General features: G+C 39.2%; 17 protein-coding genes. 4 read left to right on the forward strand and 13 right to left on the reverse strand.

Annotation, left to right across the window (positions count from 1 at the left end):
* Positions 1-27: 27 nt before the first annotated feature.
* The 7 genes from R2J37_RS12220 to R2J37_RS12250 are packed head-to-tail and all read right to left on the reverse strand — an operon-like array spanning position 28 to position 13,068.
* On the reverse strand, positions 28-3,669 hold the full coding sequence (locus R2J37_RS12220) for an ATP-dependent DNA helicase (RefSeq protein ID WP_316265276.1): 3,642 nt from the start codon (positions 3,667-3,669) through the stop codon (positions 28-30).
* A gap of 22 nt (positions 3,670-3,691) precedes the next feature.
* The gene (locus R2J37_RS12225; RefSeq protein ID WP_316265277.1) at positions 3,692-6,748 is read right to left on the reverse strand and encodes a type III restriction-modification system endonuclease; all 3,057 of its coding nucleotides are present in this window, start codon (positions 6,746-6,748) and stop codon (positions 3,692-3,694) included.
* Positions 6,745-7,059, reverse strand: a complete 315-nt coding sequence (locus R2J37_RS12230; RefSeq protein ID WP_316265278.1) for a hypothetical protein — start codon at positions 7,057-7,059, stop codon at positions 6,745-6,747. The genes R2J37_RS12225 and R2J37_RS12230 overlap by 4 nt, the downstream gene beginning before the upstream one ends.
* A gap of 10 nt (positions 7,060-7,069) precedes the next feature.
* Positions 7,070-8,950 carry a site-specific DNA-methyltransferase gene (locus tag R2J37_RS12235; protein ID WP_316265279.1) on the reverse strand — a complete coding sequence of 627 codons (1,881 nt, stop codon included), beginning with the start codon at positions 8,948-8,950 and terminating at the stop codon, positions 7,070-7,072.
* Positions 8,922-9,602 carry a DUF4391 domain-containing protein gene (locus tag R2J37_RS12240; RefSeq protein WP_316265280.1) on the reverse strand — a complete coding sequence of 227 codons (681 nt, stop codon included), beginning with the start codon at positions 9,600-9,602 and terminating at the stop codon, positions 8,922-8,924. The genes R2J37_RS12235 and R2J37_RS12240 overlap by 29 nt, the downstream gene beginning before the upstream one ends.
* Before the next feature lie 9 nt (positions 9,603-9,611).
* On the reverse strand, positions 9,612-12,842 hold the full coding sequence (locus R2J37_RS12245; protein WP_316265281.1) for a helicase-related protein: 3,231 nt from the start codon (positions 12,840-12,842) through the stop codon (positions 9,612-9,614).
* Positions 12,843-12,897: 55 nt separating this feature from the next.
* Positions 12,898-13,068: a hypothetical protein gene (locus tag R2J37_RS12250; RefSeq protein ID WP_316265283.1), complete on the reverse strand. Its 171-nt coding sequence runs from the start codon at positions 13,066-13,068 to the stop codon at positions 12,898-12,900.
* 410 nt (positions 13,069-13,478) lie between these two features.
* On the opposite strand from R2J37_RS12250, the gene R2J37_RS12255 reads away from it, so the two are divergent.
* Complete coding sequence (locus R2J37_RS12255) at positions 13,479-13,676, forward strand: hypothetical protein (RefSeq protein WP_316265285.1); 198 nt, start codon at positions 13,479-13,481, stop codon at positions 13,674-13,676.
* Here R2J37_RS12255 and R2J37_RS12260 read toward each other — a convergent pair.
* From R2J37_RS12260 to R2J37_RS12285, 6 genes are all read right to left on the reverse strand, one after another.
* Positions 13,673-15,646 (reverse strand): BbrUII/HgiDII family restriction enzyme, encoded by a 1,974-nt coding sequence (locus R2J37_RS12260; RefSeq protein ID WP_316265287.1) that lies wholly within the window; start codon positions 15,644-15,646, stop codon positions 13,673-13,675. The two genes, R2J37_RS12255 and R2J37_RS12260, sit on opposite strands and share 4 nt — an antisense overlap.
* Entirely contained in the window at positions 15,643-16,851 is a 1,209-nt protein-coding gene (locus tag R2J37_RS12265) for a DNA cytosine methyltransferase (protein WP_316265289.1), read from the reverse strand. The genes R2J37_RS12260 and R2J37_RS12265 overlap by 4 nt, the downstream gene beginning before the upstream one ends.
* 298 nt (positions 16,852-17,149) lie before the next feature.
* Positions 17,150-17,926, reverse strand: a complete 777-nt coding sequence (locus tag R2J37_RS12270) for a hypothetical protein (protein ID WP_316265291.1) — start codon at positions 17,924-17,926, stop codon at positions 17,150-17,152.
* A gap of 13 nt (positions 17,927-17,939) precedes the next feature.
* Positions 17,940-18,401 carry a hypothetical protein gene (locus R2J37_RS12275; RefSeq protein ID WP_316265293.1) on the reverse strand — a complete coding sequence of 154 codons (462 nt, stop codon included), beginning with the start codon at positions 18,399-18,401 and terminating at the stop codon, positions 17,940-17,942.
* Positions 18,394-18,861 carry a helix-turn-helix domain-containing protein gene (locus R2J37_RS12280; protein WP_316265294.1) on the reverse strand — a complete coding sequence of 156 codons (468 nt, stop codon included), beginning with the start codon at positions 18,859-18,861 and terminating at the stop codon, positions 18,394-18,396. Before R2J37_RS12280 ends, R2J37_RS12275 begins: the two co-directional genes overlap by 8 nt.
* Positions 18,862-19,458: 597 nt before the next feature.
* Complete coding sequence (locus tag R2J37_RS12285) at positions 19,459-21,378, reverse strand: DUF5107 domain-containing protein (RefSeq protein ID WP_316265296.1); 1,920 nt, start codon at positions 21,376-21,378, stop codon at positions 19,459-19,461.
* A gap of 173 nt (positions 21,379-21,551) precedes the next feature.
* Here R2J37_RS12285 and R2J37_RS12290 point away from each other — a divergent pair, with 173 nt between their 5' ends.
* The 3 genes from R2J37_RS12290 (at position 21,552) to R2J37_RS12300 (ending at position 23,740) form a co-directional block, all read left to right on the forward strand.
* Positions 21,552-22,250: a response regulator transcription factor gene (locus R2J37_RS12290; protein ID WP_230105417.1), complete on the forward strand. Its 699-nt coding sequence runs from the start codon at positions 21,552-21,554 to the stop codon at positions 22,248-22,250.
* The gene (locus R2J37_RS12295) at positions 22,240-23,313 is read left to right on the forward strand and encodes a sensor histidine kinase (protein ID WP_316265299.1); all 1,074 of its coding nucleotides are present in this window, start codon (positions 22,240-22,242) and stop codon (positions 23,311-23,313) included. The genes R2J37_RS12290 and R2J37_RS12295 overlap by 11 nt, the downstream gene beginning before the upstream one ends.
* A gap of 94 nt (positions 23,314-23,407) precedes the next feature.
* A complete protein-coding gene (locus tag R2J37_RS12300; protein WP_230105415.1) occupies positions 23,408-23,740 on the forward strand; it encodes a hypothetical protein in 333 nt (110 codons plus the stop codon).
* The last annotated feature ends 18 nt before the right edge of the window (positions 23,741-23,758 follow it).

Consider the following 23,758-nt stretch of genomic DNA (forward strand, 5'->3'; position numbering starts at 1 on the left):
GTTCATCGCCGGAGGCTGCTAATTAATTTACTTATGATTTTGTATTATCTCCATTGCCACCGTAGACAAATCTTTTCCTTCATATGTTTTCAATAGTTTCCCCGGGAAATTTTTCTCATACCATTTTTCTTTCTTCTCCCAATGCGCCCGATACCCTGGAAGATCTAAGCGTCCAATATGCTCCCAATAATATGTTTCTCCCTTAAATTTAACTGTAAAATCAGGCAGATACATTGTGCCGTCCTTAGCGTAAAGCGGTTCTTCATATACAAAAGGAACCTCTTCCGACACCAGCATATTTGCAATGATTACCTCGGATTTTGATCGTACAAAATACTGCGACAAAGTATCCAACTTCTTTTCTTCCTTATACCAGTCGCCGCTGTACAATAATTCATCAGGTAATGGTTTGAATTCAAACACTGAAGAATTGATCTTCCTCACAGCAGACTTTTCAACATGGCTCATTGTAGTCAATGTGCTGATATCTTGCTGAAGGAATACTGTTACATGACGCTGAGCTCTGGTCAGAGCTGTGTAGAGCAACTCCATCGTCAACAAATGGCTCTCACGTTTAGGAATCACAATATAAACATAATCAAATTCAGACCCCTGCGATTTATGAACACTGATAGCATATGCAAGTTCAAGGTTATCGGTCACACTCTGATCAGGTATCCAATACCCTTTCTCATCCTTACCTAAGAACTTACCATAGTTATAGCTATAGTTTAGCCTAGTTTTCCCGGAGAACTTGCATTGAAAATGCTGGATATTGGTCATCCATGAGATTTTCTTTGCTTCATAGGCCATTGGAGAAACAGTCGCTATTTCTCCGTTATATACTTCCTGCCTTCCCGGCTTACGCGTACTCCAGTCATAAACATATGCTTTATCAGAAGAGGGTCTGTTTCGGATTTGGATGACTTTATCATACAATCCAATACCATCAACAGAAAGCCGTCTACTCCAATAACCATTAAAGGTGCTCTGCATAAAAGTATTGATAGACATGGTGCCATAGAACTCTCCCCTATATGGAGAAATAATCTGGAACCGTTCCGGCGCATCTTTTATTGCTTCAGTCCAAAGATCGTGAAGTTCTCTTTCAGTCTCAGCTCTTTTGCCGGTCAGCGCCTGCATATCAGTAACAAGCCGATCCTTCAATAATTTTTCAAGATCTTCTTGCTCCTGCCAGAAATAAACGCCTAAATCCTTGTCTACATCATCATTCCCATGTTCAAGAACTTTTGTAAAGATGGCTTCCTTTTCCAGCTTATGACATATTGCAGCATCTGTATCATCTCCAGCAGTCTGTTTTTCCTGAATAAAGACATTGGCCAAATCCAGAATGCCCGTACCATTTCCTTCAGCTGTATTTACCAGTTGCCTGATATTCTCCGTAAGTACACCGACGCTGTCAACATATTCATCACTATTCTTTAACCACTCAATAACATCTGCAAAAACCTTCCCCCTTCCAATAGGCGGAAGCTGATTCGGATCTCCGACTAAGATAAGTCTCTGTACGCTGTTCCAGTTTATTGCCCTTACAAGAGTTGCGAACAAATTCAAATCTATCATAGAGCATTCATCAAGGATAAGCGTATTAACGTCCTGGCTTTTTTTCCCTCCAGATCTCTTCATCGTCATATTCTTATTCATCCATCCATTCTTAGCTAGGAACGAATGGATTGTTGATGATGGCTTGCCGGTCTGAACCTTAATTCTCTCAGCAGCTTTACCTGTCGGTGCCATAAGTAGAAAGCTTGTTCCGGCACCATGCACTCTTTCAATGTTATCAAGAATTGCTTTGATTACAGTTGTCTTTCCTGTACCTGCCGCACCAGATAAGATGCAGATAGGCTTCCTAAATATTTGCATACACACTTCGGCCTGTCTGTCCAGAATAAACTCATACTTTTCCGCTGTTTCTTCCTTATCAAGCAACTTGGAGCTTTCGTTCTTCAGGTTTTTCTTAAACCTCTCAGATGAGATTGGAATCTTAAGTTCAATATCTGTTCGATCAACCAATGCTCTAAATACATCCTCGACAGTTCTCTCGTCCTCATAAACACTCCGAATATAAAGATAGAGATTTTTATCCTCATCATGTCTCATGAAGAGGCCACCGCTCAGAATATTCTTCTCAACATTAAAATTCTTCAGAGAATAGACATATCTCTTCCATTCAGGCATTCTATCCAACCTTGCATTGATTGACTTTAATAGTACTTCGGCTTTACCAAAAGAATGAGCCGGAATCCTATTTAATTCATCAACACAAAGAGCACGCAAACGTTCCGTAGATCCTACATCAATGATTTCTTCCAGACCATACTCAGGTGACGTAATAATTCCATTATCGATTTTATAAAACGGAATTATATCATCAGAATCCTCTCCCATATACTGTTCAAAGATGATATAAGGGTTCTCAATAAGCTCGCTAACAGATACAGTAATTGATACATCCTCACGATTCTCTGAAATTATTCCTTTTACCTGCCTAGCAGTCAGATCAAATCTGGGAAGTAAATGAAGTAGAAGTTCTTTTTCCTCGTCATCCTTCATCTGAAACTGGCGGCGTACTATCTTCAGATCTTTGTCACTATACTCTATCCCAGCAATGGTATTGGAGTCACCGTTCAACAGATCTTCCAACTGCTTATAAAAATTTTTCCTTCCAGCATCATTTGTGATATCAAGAAACGGCTTTATCAGTTCAGGCAACTGTAAAGCTTCAAGAACTGATCCCATACCTGGGAACGGCCCTCTGGCTTTCCAAAGTTCGTTCAGAACAGAACTAAGCCATTCCTTTCTCTTGTTCCAATCTTCGGTGTCATCACCAATTTCAATCAGAACATCTATGATCTCCAACATCTGGTGAATGACTTCAATAGCGTCGTCATTCGTTACTTCACGGCTGCCATACTTAAATGGCGTTCTATTGAGCGGTTTAATTGCAAGACGCTCCGATAACTCATCGTCATGTACATACTTCCAATAAGGAATGCAGAAGCCTTCTTCAGGATACATGGATGTTACAGGCTTCTGCCAAGCAAAACCTCCGCCATATTTTCGCTTAATATCCTCTGTCGTATTCTCATAGAAATGAAAGCTATCAATCTTTTTCAGTCTTGAAACGCCTACTATAACATAGTTCTCCTCTTCACCTTCTGAAAAGGGATTACTATATCCTGCGTAATAGAAAACAAGAGACTTACCTTCATCAAATTGCTCGAAATATTCTTTGGCATTGTTAAAGCGCTTGTTATAATCGTAAGTCTGTGTACTCCCCGCTTCAGGTGATACGTCTTTTTTGTACATAGCTTCATAGCACCATGTACATGCTGTAGCCGGTGGAAGCGTTAAAGTGACGGGATCCGCATTGCCATCCCCCCACCAATCCGGAGGATCCACACGAGTCTGCACAGTTTCCTTTCCAAATGCATTGATGCTTAAGCCGCACGCTATTTGGCATGGATATTTACCAGCAGATTCACCGCAATGTTTCTTTTCTAATTCAAGATCCCTCTTTGTTGCAATTAAATCTCCTGGGTATGAGTGCGCCCCCACGCAATATGGATTATTGCATGGGTTTTCACATATATGTCCATTCCAGCCTTTATCGTGCCAGGCTAGCCTTAAGCTCATGTGCATCGTCATAAGCCACCTCCCTAACCTAAATCTATTTCATTACCTTCTCCATCAGTGACGTATAGCTGTCCACGACATCATAGACAACATTACCATTGGATATGGATTTAAAGTGCTCTCTTGCACAGTGAATCTTCGATTCCTCAATCAGTCTCAGCTGCATGGAATTCATAGATCCCTTCGTTTCAGCAACAAAGTAAATATGTTTCATGCTGCCCTCATGAAAAGCAATTGCCCAGTCCGGATTATAGTGTCCAACAGGAGTTGAAATATAAAATCCCTTTGGTAGCTTTACATATACGGCAACATCCATATTAGTATCCAGATCTGTAGCAAAGTCTCGTTCGTTGGTTGAGTCATATACAATATGATCATACAGGTGCTTCTGTGCCTTCATGGCATTCACACCCAGTTTTCCTTTGATAGACGGATCGGTAAAGATATCCGTTCCATACCGTTCATCAAGAACATTATAAGTAATATGCTCAATGATTGCCGTAGCTTTCTGATCATTAATCAACTGAGCGGCTTTTGTAATAAATTCCTCCGGATTATCCTTGAACTGATCAAACACAAACGGTTGTATACCCTGAAGAATTGTAATAATTGCCTTACGCGTCAGCCCTGTTTCGTCTACCAGTTTTCCGATTAGATCATATTTCACATTAGGATTGGCAGCAACACTTACTCTATAGTTTCCGGATTCTTCCTTCACAAACGAGGCTCCTGCAACCAGGTCTTCTTTTGATTTAATGGTGTCCATTACACCAGTCTCGACTTTAAAATAAATCTTCGCAACACGGAGTTTGGAATCCAGACACGCAATTGACTTCTTTATGAGCTCATCCGTATCGAAATCCACTACATAAACAGACTTTGCGTTGATCTTTGACCACAGTGCCTTAAATTCCTTACTATTAAGTTTTTCATCATCTACCTGAAGCTCCACGTTGTTACTGCGGGCATTCTCCGGCAACATAGCCTTACTGTCATAAATAGAATCTATAATTCCAATTACATCCACAGAAAAATCCTTTGCTTCTTCAGCAATCTTTATCTCACCATTAGCTTTATCTTCATAATATTTATCTGTAAGCTCTCCAATCTTATTAATATAACCATTTACGATCAAATCAAAGTGAATGGCAGATGCAACATCTCTTGTAATAACAAATTCATTACCTTTATCATCCTTAACGACATGATTAATAAAAAGCTCCTGTGTAACCTTTTTAGGCCTGTCGGCTACTGCTTCAGCCATTTCTGTCTGTAAGCCCTTAACAAAGGAATCATAGCTCTCACTTGCTATGACAGTCAGAACATTTACATTGTGAACATCATTTCCAAGAGCATTGATATCCATACGTTCACCATACTGGTTAACACACAAACGAAGTCCACGACCAATCTCCTGACGTTTACGAACATCACTATTGCTTTGCTTCAATGTACAGATCTGAAATACATTCGGATTGTCCCAACCTTCACGCAAAGCGGAGTGTGAAAAGATGAATCTTACTGGAGACTTTTTCGGGTCTCTTTCCAACAAAAGCTCCTTATTCTTCATAATCAGCTCATATGCACTAACATCGTCAGAAGTAGTCTCTTTTCTACCAACCTTTGAATTGATCATCTTTCCTTTGCCATCCACAGAAAAGTATCCTGCATGAGTTTTTTCCACTGGAATTGCTTTCAGATACTGTAGATAATCATCTTCGCCTAATATCAGCTGCCAATTGTTTAGAATATCTTCGTATTCCTCTTCAAACATCGTCGCATACTTACCGTTCATAGGGTAATTGGCAGCATCATACTTACGATAATTTTCAACCTCATCAATAAAAAATAAAGACAATACTTTGATTCCCTTATAAAACAGCTGACGCTCCCTCTGCAAATGAGAAAGAATCGTCTCCCTAATCTGAATTCTGCGGAGCTGATCTTCGTCTACAGCGCCGACCACATCTCCGGCATAAATCTTAATTCCGTTGATGAATTCGACAAAATCATCACGCCCGTCTATATGGCTGACAACAAATCCATTCTTATATTCTTCAAGCCCGTTTGAATAATTATAAAGATTATCTCCTTCCTTAACTATTTTGCTCTTTTTCTTCGCTTGACCGCTGGCCATCTTCATTTCAAACTGGAGTGTGGCAGTCGGATCACCTTTTGAAAGATTGATGCTTTCAAGATAAAGATAACTGTCCGTAGCGGTGCTGCCGGTCTCAGAAATACCTTTAACTACAATCTTCTTAACCAGACGCTTGTTATATGCCTCCAAAGCATCCAGACGATAAACCATGTTATAGACGCTGTCGCTCTTATGAGTAGCTGAATACCTAAGTGTAAGCATTGGATTAAACTGCTTCAGATTTTTCTTGGTCTGCTTACCTTCTACCGACTGAGGCTCATCTATGATCATAATCGGATTTGTCTTTGCAATGATATCAATCGGTCTACGTGAGCGAAATTCATCCAACTTCATGTATATTCTTCTGGCATCTTTACCTTTCGCATTGAATGCCTGAGAATTGATGATCATTACATTGATGGAGCCGTCCGATGCAAAACGGTCAATCTCCGCCAACTGTTTAGAGTTATAGATAAAGAAACGGATCTTTTTTCCATACTCTTCCGCAAAGTGCTCCTGTGTCATCTCAAATGACTTATACACGCCCTCACGAATCGCTATGCTCGGAACAACGATGATGAACTTACTCCATCCGTATGCTCTGTTAAGTTCATACATCGTCTTTATATATGTATATGTTTTTCCGACACCCGTCTCCATTTCGATGGTGAGATTAAAACCCTCACTACGACCTTCCAGTTTTTTTGACGGCGTAATCTGATTAGCGCGCTGTATTTTCTGCAGATTATCCAAAATCAATTGATCGTTCAGTTCCGGAACAATCTTCTGATTGCTCCATCCTGTAAAGTCAATGTCATCCGTCAGGCTTTGTTGATAGTTTATTCCACGATCCATCATATAAGTTGGAGTCAGATATGGTTGCCCTGTAAAGACTTCAACAACAGCCCTTGCTGCATCCGCTTGAAATTTTTGATGTTTATATTGTATCCTCATTGGTCACCCTCCTCATTCAACTGAAATCCAGATAGTGATCCCTTGTAATCTCTAGGTACTTTCAGCACCCAATAATAATGCTTATTCTTCAATGTTTCCTTCAGCATTTTTTGGACACGCCCAGTTTGAATAGAATATTGTGACAAATTAACAATAAAACCTTTCTCAGTTCTTTCCATAATCGGGGTAGAATAATGCATAAGTTGATTTCCGTGTATAGAAAGATTACCTGGAGCAGTTTTTGACCCCGCTCTTCCCGAGGTCTCACCTGCAATGAACATATCTATAATTGTTTGAAAATTCAAATTCATGATGCCCTCCTTACATTATTTTTACACTCGTATCCGGAGAAAGCATTTTGAAAATCTCTCCAACGTTAATCTTTGCTGGACTACCACTAAAGCTACTGTCACGAAATACTGCTTTAAGGGGCTGCTTCTTTGCTATCGCACGAACCACTGAGTCTGGAATGTTTTCATTAAAACAAGCGATTAAATCCCCTTCATTATATAAATACACAGAGCAACCTTCTATTATCTCTGTATTAAACGGCAGCGATAATGGAAGTCCCCAATCAAGAAGACACCCAAATAACAAATCCAGATCATTTCTATCAGATTTTATATTTGATTCCAATAGTGACAACATGTTTTGCTGATACTCCCCTGCGGAATAGTAAACATCATTCATATTACCGTCATCCAATTTCAACACACGGAAACCAACATCTAAACCTTGCGACAACAATCCACCTTCCTCGAGAATAGCTTTACCAGCTCTTCTTATACGTTCTTTGCCAAAATCTGCAATGCTTGTATACTCTGAGCCTCTCAAGTCATTTCCTTCATCAGACTGTACCATGATAAACCTTCTTGACTTTCCATCTTTAAAATTTGCATTAAAAGTTGCATGCGCAGTAGATGACGAACCAGCAAAAAAATCCATAACAATATCACCATCTCCGGAAAAGTTTTGAACAAAAAGTTCTAACAGTTTCGTTGGCTTTGGTGTTTGAAACGGCAGATCTCTGGTCTGAACAATTCCAAATAAAGCCTTTAATTCTTCCTTAGCTTCATTGTTATTTGAAATCTCAATAAAAGAAGGTATCTTTACTTTTCCGCCGCCATCCGATTCATAGAACTTCTTATACACAGGATATTTGCTTGATTTCGAATCCTTAAATTCAATTCTGCCGTCACGCAGGAGCTGTTCATATGTATCTTTTGCACAAATCCACTGTGTGGTAACTGTTCCACCATTTGGCAACTCAATTGGGTAAACCAACGTAGGCCTTGGATCAAGATTGGACTTCAACGGTCTAGTATAATAACGTCCTCGCTCCTCCAAGTACTCATCTTCCAACACAAACTTTCCTTTTTCTTCATCGGGACGCGCCATTGATATTTCTCCCAATGAAACAATTTTTTTAGCATACGCTAGAATATATTCATGATAATCAGCAAATGTTGATGTTCCTTTTCCTCCTGTATATTTCTTTTTCCATACTAAAATGGCAAGCCTGTTCTCTCGTCCAAATACCTCGTCACATATTTTAATAAGATTCTCAACTTCATTATCATCTATGCTAATGAAGATTGCCCCATCATCCTTAAGCAAGTTACGTGCAAGTAGCAGTCTAGAATAAATCATGGAACACCAATCAGAATGAAATCTTCCATTTGTGTCAGTGTTTTTGAATAACTTCTCTCCATTCTCTCCATAAACACCACTTTCCTCGTCGTAATCCTTTTTCTTTGTGGTAAAATTATCGTTGTAAATAAAATCTCCACCCGTATTATAAGGTGGATCAATATATATCACCTTCACTGAATTTAGATAACTCTCTTGTAACAACTTCAGAACTTGAAGATTTTCTCCCTCAATATATAAATTCTCAGTAGTATCCCAGTTTACGCTTTCCTCTGGACATGGACGCAAAGTTTTACGGATAGGCCTGTTTGCCTCTACAATGGCGCGTTTCTTTCCAACCCAAGTAAATTCATATGCTTCACCACCTTCAAGGACATCCCCAGAAAGCATCTGGCGAAGCATATCAAAATTTATAACCTTCTTGTATACCTTTTTCTCTGGAGAACTCTTTTCTTCATCCAAAACCTCAGTTATACAGTTAGGGAATAAAGCTGCAATCTTATTCACATTCTGTTTTGTCATATCAACTGACTCCATTCTCATTTTTTCCATTTTTGAGATCCTCCAGTTCTTTTTTTAGTTTCTTCAGCTCTGTATTAAGTCGTACCTGTTTATTTAATTGCTTTTCCTTCCTGACCTTCAGCTGTAGAGCAGTAATCTGTTTCTGCAATTCCTGCCGTCTGTTATCTCGATCAACAGAGTCTTTAAGACTTTCTTGTTTTTTAGTTTGTAACACATCTCCTGCAATTTGCCGGACAAAGTTTTCATATACTTTATCGATGCTCAGACCATCTATTTTTAACGGTAAATTAGTTTCTTCCAACCAATCCGTATGATAATAGGTTTCCACCTTAAAAGCGTTATTGCCGGATCCCACAGCTTCCTTATACGCTGTCCACGCCTGATATTTTCCATCATATTCCAATAAAAATATGATGTGATACGGGATCTCTTTATCAATCTGACGAAGAATTGCTTTATCCAGCTTTGGTTCTGCCAGCTTGACTTCAAATATCTCAATCTCCGTTACCATCTCGCCTGCTGCCAGATTCATTGTAGTAGCAGCGATTTTATTTCTCCAAAAAATCACTTTTATCTGATCTATGAACACTCTTTTTAACGCAGGCGGCACCGTCAGGTTCTCATAAAATTTCTGCTTTGGTATTCGCCGGTTAAACTCCGTGCTTTTTGGCAATCCAATCACTTAAACACCTCATTTCACAACTAGGAAGCAAATCAGCTCAAAATCATCCAGTCCGTTAATCTCTGACATCAGTGCTGAAGTGCCTCCTGCGGAGAACAGACTGTCAATATCGCTCTCTTCCTTAACATCAATAATGGAATTGATGGCATCGGAAAGAAGCTGTGATACTTCCTTCATATTTCGTCCATCATCAGTTTCTTTATTAAACTTCCCACAAAGCTCCAATACAGGCTCGGATTTACCACGGCAAAGCAACCGAACTGTATCAAGAAGTTTCTTCGGATTCAGATAATCACAGACAACTTCCCCATCAATTCCAATGTAAACCATATAGAACGGATGAATCCGGTTCTGATTATCAATATTAATATTGTTGTTGATGTTCCGTAGAACGAAGATCACGCCTTCCGGATTCTCTTCCGTGGCAGGTACCACAGCATGAAGCCCTTTCGGCTTCTTTGCCAGATCTTCATGCGTCTTTATGTATTCCAGCAAATCCAGGCGGAATTCATTCAGCCCCAGATCCATGATGGAAATACCTGTGGACATATCCTCGATATCGACCACTTCATCCTGCAACCGCTTCAACTGTTGCTTTCTGTATTCCAAATCCCCCTTCTCTTCCGGATTGATTAGATCATCATCTCCTGTAGAAGTCATGACAGAAATCTTCATCCTTGTCTCAACACGAGACTTCAGATTAATATAGTCATCCAGTGTCATATCCGGCCAAAAGTTCACCAGCTGTATGTACTGGTTCCGGCTGCCGATACGATCGATACGACCAAACCTCTGAATAATACGGACCGGATTCCAATGGATATCATAGTTCACCAAATAATCGCAATCCTGCAGGTTCTGACCTTCAGAAATACAATCAGTAGCAATAAGAACATCAATCTCCTCTGTGCTTCCTGGCATCAGAACATCCCTGCTCTTGGATATCGGAGAGAAACAAGTCAACACATTATTCAGTGTTGCCTTCAACCCTTTAATGGTTGTCCTACCATCAATCGTTCCAGTGATGACCGCTGTATCCAGGCCATAATTATTCTTCATGTAGCTGGCAACTTGATCATAAAGATACTCCGCTGTATCAGAAAAAGCAGAGAAGATTAGCACCTTCTTGTTCCCTTCATTGATAGGATTAGCCATCTTTTCGTCCAGAAGTTTGAAAAGAGTCTGAAGCTTTAGGTCATGTTCCGGAGTAATGTCAGCGACCATAAGCGTAAGAAGCTCCAAAGTATCCGCATCATATCGAAGCTCTGCTCTCCATGTCTTATAGTCCATATCTGCCAGATCTATTTTTACCTTCTTACCAACCGTGAAGAAATCCGTGTTTCCATCTTCCATATCGAAATCATTATCATTGGCTTCGTACATGTCCAGTTCCGCTTTGCCATACTTTTCAAACTGATTAATAGCATCAATTGTATCCTGGATAAGATCACGTATTCTTGCAAGTGTCAAGCTAAATGAGTAAACGGAGCTTTCGAGTCTCTTCAACAGGTTGATGCTCATTAAACGCCGGATACCTTGCTCACGACCTTTCTGAGTAAGGTTATTGCCCTTGTTATGAGTCAAATCTACATACTTCGACATCTTACTTGGAAAAATATAATGCGATGGTGTATATATGCATAGTGTAAGCTGCATCAGCTGTTCATAGATTTCATTGTAATTGATGGCATCATTGAGATCTGTAAGGCCCGGTCTCTTTGATATTGGCTTTAACCGCTCCGGAAATTTTCCAATCTCTTCTGTGTTATAATACTTCTCTATATGTCTTCTGGATCGTGCAATTGTTACGCTGTCCAAAACCTCAAAGAAATCAAAATCCAGTGTTCGCAGCAGTGCATCCGTCGTTCTTGTTTCAGGCTCAAGTTTGCTCCATGCATTAAAAGCTTTTTGAGCCTGACGGAATATCTCTTCAATAGGTTTCTTTGTATCCAACTGTTCATTAATAAACTCTGAGTTTCCCTCATAGGCAAGTGCCAACTGATTCTTAAGATCTGTAAATCTGTTATTTACTGGTGTAGCAGAAAGCATTAGCACCTTTGTTTTAACGCCGGCACGGATGACCTTATCCATCAATTTCACATACCGGTTCTCCTGTGTATTGGCATGAGTCCCGGCTCCATTGCGGAAATTATGCGATTCGTCAATCACGACCAGGTCATAGTTGCCCCAGTTAAGACGATCCAAATCAATTCCATTTGAAACACCACCGCTACGTGATAAATCCGTATGAAACAATACAGCATAGTTCAACCGATCAGAAGCAATCGGATTGTTGACATAGTTATCTTTATATGTGTTCCAGTTCTCGCAAAGCTTTTTGGGACAGAGTACAAGAACTGTCTTATTTCTATTTTCGTAGTATTTGATGACTGCCAGCGCCGTAAAGGTCTTACCAAGACCAACGCTGTCTGCCAGTATGCAGCCATTATATTTTTCCAACTTATTGATGATGGCAAGTACCGCATCACGCTGGAAGTCATATAGCATATTCCAAATCTTACTTTGCTTAAAGCCCGTTGCATCATTAGGCAGAACATCTTCGGAAATATCATCCAGGAACTCACTGAAGACATTATACAGCGTCATAAAATAGATAAACTCTGGAGAATTTTCATTGTATGCCGTGCTGATATTGGAGATGATCGTCTCCGTTACATCCTGTATCTTTTCTTTATCATTCCACAGAGTTTCAAATAGCTGCATATACTGAGTAGAAAATGGAGCCTCCATACTGTTTACCATATTATAGCTGTTATTCCCGCGCTCACATCCAATATCGACTGTCGTAAAACCATTAATTGGCATATACGCTGTCTGCTCCACCGGTGAATCTACCGTCATGAATCCACCCATATTTTCACCGGTAACATTGGACTTAAATGTAGCCTTCTTCCGAATCCAATCGGCGCACTCTCTAGCAATAGCTTTCTGCGTCATTTCATTACGCAGCTTTATCTCGAATTCAGTTCCATAAAGACTATTCTCACGGCTGAGCCTCGGAATATAGAACTCTCTCTTCTGCTTCTCAGCCTTCTCTTTTATGAATGTCGGAGACGTAAAAATAAAGCGGAATTCATCCACCTTTTCCAACTGACTCTTCAGTTCTTTGTATGCATACATAGAGAAGCAGGCCGCTGCTATGGAGACTTTGCTTCTTGGTTTTATTTTCTCTTTTAGGTCATCACGTACCACTTTGGTGATGTTATCAAATATCTCCACAGGCACTGGCCTCCTTCCTTATCCTCGATATATTTCTGCGCCAAACCGCCCGGAATTACCTCAGCTCGTCCCATTGTTTCAGTTCAATCAAAACTACATTTACATCTTTTCGTTTCCCGTAACGGAATATCAGAAAATCCAATTGTTTGGATGTCTGTGGGATATTATACTTGATAGCACTCCCTGCATCAGATGGAATTCCCTGATAATTCAGGACTTTATACATATATACCATCCAAAGTATCACACAGCGGTAATACTTAATCTCACTTTAGCGCAATAATATATGCAATTTATTTACGAATTAACTTTTCTATAATTATATATTATTTTCGCTTTTTCTTCAATTTTTCTCTCGAGCTTTAATATAAATTAAATAGCTCTAAAAACAAATAAATCCCAAGTAATCATAACACTATCGCACTTTTATAAATGCTAATCTAAAAGTGAGCCCCAGAGGCTCACTCTATAGTTGACGAACATACACTTTTTAACACTAATACAAAGTTTGTTGTAAAACATATACAGAACTTGATGCATAAAAGTGCCATAGGTGGTTAACCTATGGCATGTAAAATATTTTCTCATTCATACAAGAAACTTTATAGGGCATTATGTCTACAGGAGAAAATTTAAATGATACAGTATAAAACCAAATGTATGTATGGCTATTCGCTACTCGGCGAACGTCCCCCTCAATTAGATATTAATACAGAATATGTAATCATCGGTCAATCAAAGTTCTTCTCACATTGCGTTATTATACAGCGAGCAGATGGGAAAGCCTTTCTTGGAGAAAAACGTTGGATTGTTCCTGAAAATAGCATATACTAATCAATCTCCAATTCATTGATAAGATCGCTCAATGTTGAAAGATTCTTATTTTGTTCAAGAAAATCGCTGTATAAATTTTGCGCATTTTTTAAAAGTTCATCATAATACATAATCCGACAATGATATGCTTTTAACGCTTCTTTAGTTGCCTGATATACTTCTTCATCATATTTTTCCCCATCTAGATGACGTCCCAAAAGTACTATAATTTCAAAAGGTTCTGGCTGATCTAAAGTCGACATTACTTTTTTGGTAGCAGAGAAATATTTATACACTTGGGCAGTTATTTCTTGTGATTTAACCATACGGTTGCCTTTTTTTAATTCAATAATTAAATGCTCATTAGAGGCTTTTCTATATCGAATATCAAGGCGGGCATCTAATTCCTCTTGGGATAGCCCCGCATCTATAGTTTTAAATTGAGTTTTAAATGCTTGTTCTACTATTGGAAGTTCTGTTCCTCTATCCCATGAGGGATCCAGCAACCATAAGTTTTTGCTTAAATGCTCCTGTATTACTTTTTCAAGACTTCCATCAGACACAACATCTTGCATTTTTTGAATTACAGCCAACCGTTCTTGAACAATTTGATAATACATTGTTGCTTCAATATTATCAAGACGTCCTGCGACTTCTATAAATGCCGCAATATTTTCAGCATCAATTTTTTCAAGTTGACTTAATTCATTTTTTAATTTGAAGGATTCAAACGCTAATACGCCATGCTTAAAAAGTTCTTTCTTTTCATCTTTCTCAACAGTTAATTGATTAATTTTACCAAACAATTTTTTTGCAGATTTTTTATCGTCACCTTTTAGCTCGTTGTACCAGTCACTAACAACCACATATTTACATGCCTCGTCAACCCCACTGGTGCTTCTGATTTCTTCCCAATCATTTCGGACAGATGATAGCGATTTTTTAACAAATTCCTTTAAAACTATATAACGCTCGTCATCTTCAAAAAAATCTTGTCTACTACTTGTGGTTATGTCCGCTTCATCATCTAAATCTAAGAAATCCGCAGATAATTCGCCAAAAACATATTTAGAATAGAGTGCAGTCGTACCTATTTCAGAAAAAATATCTTCTTTTGCCATTTTACCTCGTACCATGATCACTATGCGATTCAAATTTTCATCATCATCGAGCTCTTTGGGTTCTGAACAAGTAGCAATCCATCCTGTAATACGATAAGAATTTTCTCCAACAGTGACTGTAGACGGAAGTTCTTTTATCAGTTTAATTTTTTCTGATTTAGTTTGAGATTTTAAATCTTCCCTATAATCATCAGCTCCATTCTCTGGTAGAAACATCCAAACACATTGAGCTTTAGATAGATAGTTTCTGTCAGATATACTAATTTCTTCGCCATTTATCGATACTTTAAAATTGTTTTTTGTACCAATAACAGCAAATCTACGAGCTAAACGTTGTCGTAAATGAGTCGCCAATGTAGCAGTTCTTTTTTTCTTTAGATCACTTAAAACAATTTTAGTGCCGTTTCCATTAAATTCTATATCATTTGCAGTTAATTCAACAGGATAATAGGTATCATTGTTTTTAATGGCTTCTTTTAAAGAGTTGGTATCAATCTTAAAACCATTAAGTTCTCCACCCTTTTTCGAATAAACTTCTACAATATTGGCAATAGAAAATAATGATAATTTCCCAATGCCTTTTCGTCCCATTACTGCTCTATGAAATACTGGAGATTCTCCACTTTCACTACGTTTCTGATAGCCTACAGTCAAATATTTATTATTTATATCCGAAAGATTCATTCCATTTCCATTATCTGTAATGGTAATATTATTTCCATCAATTTGGATATTGACTTCTGTAGCATCTGCATCCCAAGCATTTGCTACTACTTCTGATAACACAGCCGATGTATTACTGTAAAGATTCAACCCCAAATGATTTAATACTTGTAAGTTTATAGACATTTGAAATTTTGGTACACTCATAACGCCACCTCCGTATGTTCGGAAATATATTCAAAATAAAGCCGAATTGCTCGCCGAATCTGCGCTTGAACAGATGGGACAATATTTTGGAAAGAATCTTCTTGTCGTAATTTTTTTAGATAGCATTCACAATCATAAGTACCAAAGTCTAAAATACGTTTAGATCTTCCGATTCTAGAGAGTGTATCGCCAGCAACTTTCGACGAAAGCTTCTTCTCATCTTTAAGCCAATCTATAAATCGCAAATTATATAAATCAATGTCCCCGTTAATAAAGCGCATTAGACAAGTAGCGACATAATTAGCAAGTTTAACTGGGACTGCGTTTCCAATCATTTGTTCAGTTGACGCAGATGAATCATCCCAAATAAAATTCCAAGGAAATGTTTGTATAAGAGAACGTTCTAAGGCAGATAAATTACGTATCTCTTTTGGATCGCATAAATCTCCCATATGTTTTTTATAATTCCCTGGTTTAGGACGATTGACTCCTCTTATAGTTGGAGACGGCTCATCAACAGAAAATATACCTCGCCGTTTATATGAACGAGGATGTCGATAATAATATTCAATTGGTAATTCATATTTTTCCTGTTCAAAATATTCTCGCACCGTCAAAGGAAATATCGATTGATTTGTAGAAAGTAATCCATCTAAAAAACTATCTTGACCATTTTTATGCCCAATACAAAAAAAACGTTTCCTCTTTTGTGGAACTCCACAAAAACTCGCATCAAGAACTTTTTCTGTCAAACCATAGCCAGCTACTTTGAATATTTTACGAGCCTTTTTATAAGCTTCACTATTGTAGGCACGTTCAACATTTTCCATTACAAAATATTGAGGTAAGATTTCACTAATAATTTTTGCAAATGCAACAGTCAAATTTGCACGATCTCCTTCAATTCGGTTACCTGCACCCGAAAAGTCTTGACAAGGTGGTCCCCCTATTATAATGTCTGGATTATATTTTGAAATAATTTTGACGGAAAGTTCTACATCAGAAAGATCAACATCTTCAACCGGATGAGAAAAATTATTTTTATAGCAAGATATTGCAGCATTCCAATGTTCAAATCCAGCTAAAATATTAAAACCAGCTTCTTGAAACCCTAATGACATCCCACCACAGCCACAAAACAAATCTACAATAGTAATGTCAACCTCCCCCTTTCCAGCAAATATTTTAGCCTTTAATTGTACCATAAAAAATCTATAAAAGCAATTAAATTTATAGTTTTATTTATTATGTAGTATTACTTTCAACAACATTAACTTTATTCTATCAGAATATCATTAAAAGTACTAGTGTTATTCTTCATCCCTATTTAAAATAATAGACATTATTTTGCTACACTATTTTCTTTCAAAATGACAATTTTTTGACGCTCCCATGCCTAAATTCAGAACCTGAAAAAGCCTTGAAAGCAAGGATTTATTGGCTCTAACACCACAGGATAAAACCACTCCGAACGAGCCAAGAGTTTATGTGTCACTCCGTTATTTAGTCATCATTTGGTAAATACCAGCCGTGTTCTCTGTGAGGCAAGTTGAGAGGAAATCTACTGGCAATTGCATTGACAACATCAATGCGCTTGAGGTCGAGCTGTAAATACTCGTCAGAATCATAGTCCAGCTTATCAAGTTCTACTCTCATTTCATCCTCTACAGAACGTAGTTCATCTTCCGATGCTGTTTCCATCCAATAATCTGTTACGTGGTTAAATCTCATCCCATTTCCTTTTTCGTCATCATCACGTCCAGGCATCGGTGAATATTCTGTATCACTATCCTCATCGGACTGAGAGGTTAAAAACACTGCCCCTGCTACTACAGCCACAACACCAATTGCTTTACCTGCTGTAACCAACCGTTCCTTAGCCTTCCTTCTTCTTTCTTGAATGCAATCTTCACAGAGTGTTGCTCCAGGGGCTGATATGGCCTTACCACACTTAGAACATATTCCTTTGATATTATCGAATGTCGTGTCATTCTCGTATCCGCATTCTGTACAGATATGCTTGCTTGCACCACAGTCAAATCCTTCTTGATTGTTCAGATAGGTCTTGCACTCATCACAGAACCAGAACACATAATCATCCTCAAACTCATCTGCTGAGAGTTGATAGCCACATTTTTCACAAGTCCACATGGTGGATTTTGTGTTGATAGTCATTTTTCCGTTTTGGCAAGCTGGACAAAACATCCACTTCTTGATTTTTCTTATGTAAGCATAGTTCAACCGATTGGCAATTCTTTTCTTCTTTTTATCCTTATGCATCTTATCTCCTTTATCAAGCAACACACTTTGCGTAGGTGTCTACTATGGTTTGATTAGGAAGCAGTTCTATTCCGAGAGCTACAGCTTCTGTCGCTTTTTCTGCAGAATGATGTCTTCCTACTGCCATTGTTCTAATGTGTCTACTTACATCAAACTTCTCAGTTGGAGAAGTATATTTTCTTGTAGGCATCACCGTCTCTAACACTGAAGTATCCGGTAAAGCAACCTGTTCCTCAATGGGAACCTTTTTGACGCATTCTTCGAGCGAGTCCCATAAGGTCTCAAGTGCATCCTTGCTCTTAAGTCGTAGAATTATGCCGATTATCGTAGTGAGTCCAGCACCCGCTAAAATCAACTGTTTTTTATGAGTTTTCACCCAAATGATAAAACCCTTCTTATTTTCCGGCATTTTATCCGTGTTCTGCTCCATCTGATAAGTTTCTTCAAGAGTAATCTGTTTAATATTCTCACTCATGTGCATCCTCCTTCTCATTTGAAAGACTTTCTATCAACTTCTGAAACTCCGTTATTTGTGTTTCATCGGCTTGTATCTGTTTCCGCAACTGATGGATGGCGGACTCTTTGCTTTTGATAGCATCTTGACACTTCTGAATTTCGCTTTGGAGGAACAAAATAACATCCTGCGTCGAGATTCTGGCTTTCTTTAATTGCTCCGAATCAATTAACTTTTGTGCAATCAAGCCACCTACCATAACTGTTGGCAATACAGCGGCTCCTATCAAAGAAGTTTTGGCCATGGCTGCATACTTAGGAGAGGTCTTTAAAAATTCTCTAAGAGCTGCTTCATAAACGATGTGACCGCCCTTTTTTGACTCTATGGTTGCATCGAGTTTTTTGTCACGAATCCAACGACGAACTGTTTCCGGATTGGTATTTAGCATTTCAGAAATTTCTTTTACAGTATAAGTTTTCATGCTTGCCCTCCTGTCTAAGAGCATGATAACACAATATTGTAGCATTAACAAGCAAATGTAGTATTAAAATGTAGTATTAATATGCTTTTTTATATTTCACACAAAAGTAAACTCCTTCCCCCCAACGGATCAAGAAAAGAGAATTGCTAATTATTTTTGATTTGATCCAAAACCTAGAGAAAATGTTTGCCAATAGCCTCTGCATCATAATTATTAATTTCACAAACAAACAGTAATCTATACAAAGTAAACAATCAGCCATTACCTCTGCTGAACAGTTCATATTCTTGAAAATGTTTCATCATATATTGATTCTAAAAATCAACTCGTTCTCTGCCAAATACGAAAATCACATTTATCTTAATTCTATCAAATCCTGGTACTATTCTTTATCACTTATTTTTCACGCCTCACTCGATGGTCCACGCCAATTTTACTACACCATTTACTACACCATTTTTTCAAAAAATGACGATTTTTGACGCATCCAGATAAAAAGTAAGAACCCGCAAAAGCCTTGTAAAATAAGGCTTTACGGGCTCTGACACCACAGGACAAAACCACCCCAAACGAGCCAAGAGGTGAGTGCTAATTCATTTAAATTGCCTTAAAGTCATACCGATACGGAACTTCTGCCTTTACGCCGTGTATTGTTTCGTATAATTCGCTCCAAAGCTGGGAAATCGAATCTTCACCCTCACGGATATCGTCAATGACAAGCCCTCCGTCCTCTTCCAGCATCTCATACGCTCTCCTGTCTTCTCCCAGCTGATGCAGCGCATTGATATAATAAAACTTAAGTTTTCCTATCTTCTGCGTTTCCTCTCCCTGCTTTTCATAAAAACCGGCAATTTCTTTATAGGCTTTACAGAGAAATAAAATTTTTAAGCCTTCTTTTAAATAAGAGACCTTTTTATCTTCCATTTTCAGACCTTCAAGCATCCATTTCACTGCTTTCTGATGCTGTTCTGTAAGAAGGTAAACACATGCCAGGCCATGACACGCCCATGGATTTGCCTCCACATCCCATGACCGGAGCAGAAATTTCTCTGCCTCCTTATAGTTCTCTTCTGAAAAACAGCCGATTCCCGCCTGATAATAGGCGTACCAGTTTTCTTTATTTACAGACTCCAGTGTATCTATGAGAAATTTTAAATTTCCGCCGTCTATGAGAAACTCATCCGGCGCGTCGCTTACGGATAGTCTATGCAAAACTCCCGTCTCAAAAAAGCAATTCCATTGTTTTAAAGAGTCTGATGTCATGACAAACTCCAAATGTTCCGACCACTTTCCGCGCTTTTCCATCGCTCCATATCCGCTGCCCGGCATAACAAGCCTTGCCTTTGTCTTCGCCATAGCGGCTGTTTCCCGCAGTTTTCTTTCCATATAAGCAGAGTGGCCGGAAGCCTCCAGGATGCCTGTCAGCTTCTTTTCTCTCTCCTGATGATGTTTAGGATTTTCTTCCAGTTTTATGGGACCATACTGCTCCATCCATTCCCATGCGGTGTGGGGCGCCATCGGAATACAGCCATATTGTGTCTTCCCCAACCCTGCCTGTATTTCTGCATATCTTCCTGCCTTATCTGTCAAAAACTCCTGCCAATGGTCAGATCCCCGTCCATTTCCCCAGGAGAAAAGTTTTCTGCTCTTTAATCTCTGTGTAGATGTATGCAAAAGTCCGTAACCGTCTTTATTCAAATTCGCAATATATTTTGGTTTTCTGTCATCGATTTCAAAAAAGTAATCTACTGATTTTGGAATCTTTTTATAATCTGTCACATCAATCCCATTTACGATCGGAATATCTACCTTAAAAACTCTGCCGTCTGCATATGTAAAAGCTTTTTCTGAAGGAACGGTTATCCGGCCGCCTTCGTATTCGGGAACCGCTATATTGCTCCACCAATACATAGGGATAACTTCTTTGCTTTCATTCACGATCCTTATTCTGCAATTCAGGAACTTATCTTCCTCTTCCAGCCAGAAATCCATCTGATAAGGCACTTTCCTTACACGCTCATATTCATACATACGCAGAACCGGACTTCCGGTTTCCGTTTCTGTCACTGCTGTATACAATGGTCCTGCCGTATAAGCATTATGACCGATGATTCCCACATTCCATTCCACGCCGCCGCTGAACCATGCATTTCGCACAGCCAGGTTGCTGAACCTGATAACATCGTTGGTGTAAAGCAGATTATTTCCGGTTTCCTTATCCCACAGTTCCCAAAGCCTGCCGCCGTATTCCGGTAGAAATACAGCTTTTAAATACTGATTTTCCAGTACTGCTGTTCTGATCTCTTTTTCCTTCAGTTCTCTTGTATAACTGTTGTACTGCCGATAGGGATACGCATTTTTTCTCCGTCCGTATCCTTCATAGATCTCATCCCATTCATCCAAATGGAACTCCAGATCATTCTGAAGGATATGTTCCCCCAGAAGATCCGGCACGCTGGCCTCTTCCCCCAGATCGGCTCCCTTTATCATCCTGTCTTCAAATCTTAATTCCGGCATTTTGTTTCCTCCTGTGCACCCTCTGATTCTGTTTTCATAATATTTGTTTTCATATGGCTTTTCAAGCTGATATCTTGCCATATTTTTTCAAAAAATTGCTTCTATCTGTTTTCATTGTGTTTTTCCGTTCTCTTCGTTATAATAAATGAAAATATACAAAGGAGAAAATTTTTATGGCAGATCATCCTGTTAAAATACTGATTGCTGATGATGAAAAGGAAATCCGCGACATTCTGACTCTTCTGCTGCGAGGCGAAGGTTATGAAGTTACCGCCGCCAAAAGCGGAGAAGAAGCTGTGCATCTGGCTGATCCTTCCATCGGCATGTACATCTTGGATATTAATATGCCCGGCATGTCCGGCTATGAAACAGCGGTTAAAATCCGTGAAAAATTTTATGCTCCCATTATTTTCCTGACTGCTTATTCAGGCGAATCGGATAAGACTATGGGATTTTCCGCCGGAGCGGACGACTATATTGTCAAACCTTTTTCCAACACAGAGCTTTTGCTCCGGGTCCGTTCTCTACTACGCCGCGCCTATGATTACAGCCCCGCCCAGGGCTCCTCTTCGTCTGAAAATAAAATTTCCTACAAGGATCTGGTCCTTGATCTTGACAGCCAGTCTGTTCAAAAAGACGGACAGACCATTTCTCTTACATGGACCGAATTTCAGATATTAGAGCTTTTTATTTCCAACCGCGGCAGGATCTATTCCCTGGATCATATCTACCAGTCTATCTGGCAGGAAGACGCCGTGGGGGACGGTACTATCATGGTACATATTAAAAACTTAAGAAAAAAACTGGGGGACAATTCCAGGAATCCCATATATATAAAGACTGCCTGGGGAAAGGGATATTATGTGGATTAAGAAGAAAAATAAGATTTTCAAAGGGAAATCCTTTGCCAGAGAAGTGCTGGAATATCTTTTTCTGTCTTTTCTGGTATCCGCCTTTCTTTTTTACTTCCTGTATCATACGTGCATTTCCATTGCCGAAACCTATGTACTGGACAGAGCGATCCGGGTGACTTCAGAGCAGGCGGCCGCCTTTTATATGTGGCTTCGCAGCGCCTGTATACTGGCAGCAGTTTTCCTCTTTCTTGTTCTGTTTCTCTTCCTTCTGGGTCAGAGACTTAGTTACCTTCTCGTCCTTATCAAGGGCGTGGAATCTCTCCGGGAACATCCGGGGGACTTTTCCATCCCTGTAGAGGGACAGGATGAATTTGCCGCTCTGGCAGAAGGGATTAATTTTCTTGCTGCCACGCAGGCAGAACTGAATCACCGGGAAAAAGAAATTTCCAGGAAGCGGGAGGAGCTGATCCGCTCCCTCTCCCACGATATCCGCACGCCCCTCACCTCCCTTCTGTCCTACTCGGAATATCTGGAGCAAAAAGAACAGCTGGAGTCTGAAGAGGTTCGAAGTTTTATCAGCCTTGTCCACAGCAAAGCGGGACAGATGAAACTTTTGACGGAACAGCTGCTTGAGACAGGGAAGTCCGCCGAGGAACCCGGAACACCTCTGGATGAAATTTCCGATCTTCATCTTCTGTTCCGGCAGTTTCTTGACGAGTGGGAAAGCCTTTTGGAGGATCAGTTTGTATGCCATACAACGCTCACCTGCCCCAGAGAGTTTTCCTGTTTCCTTTCCGTCAGTGATCTGCACCGTATTTTTGATAATCTGATCTCCAATATTGAAAAATATGCAGACCCAGATCATCTGGTAGAGTTTTCTATAGAAGCAGATGAAACTTCGGTTATTATGATCCAGAAAAACAAAATCCGTTCTCTGAATGGAAATATACCCGAAAGTTCAAAAATAGGTCTGGAAAATATACAGAAAACAGCTGACAAATACCGGGGCAGCGCAGATGCTTTACAGAATGACGATATATTTGAGATACAGATTCAACTGTATTTTCCTTCCTTTCTTTAGAATTCTTCAGAATTACCTGCATTTTTTCTTTAGAACACTGTCGTATAATAAACGCATAACAACGAAGGAAACAAAGAAAGAGAGGAAATATTTTATGACACTTGGATTATTATTTATTGCATTTATTGTATTCAGCGTAATTAGCGTTCTGGGAATTTTATTACTTTTTCTCACAAAAGATGAACGAAAGAAAAAAGGTATCTTTTACTTTCTGGCAGTCTGGGGAATGTTGATCGCCGTTTTCAGCGCAACAAGCCAGCCAAGTAATTATATCGTATCACAACTGATTGCATGGGCTTTTGGATTTCTCAGTATTGCAGGCCTTGTCGTACACTATAAAGCAAAAGTAAAAGCCCGCTGCTACGCAGCATATCTGCTGGTCAGTGCATCTTCCATTCTGGGCGTCCTGCATCTGTTTGTACTATAATTATTTTGAAAATAAAAT

The sequence above is a fragment of the Claveliimonas bilis genome, from assembly GCF_030296775.1.
GTDB lineage: Bacteria > Bacillota > Clostridia > Lachnospirales > Lachnospiraceae > Claveliimonas > Claveliimonas bilis.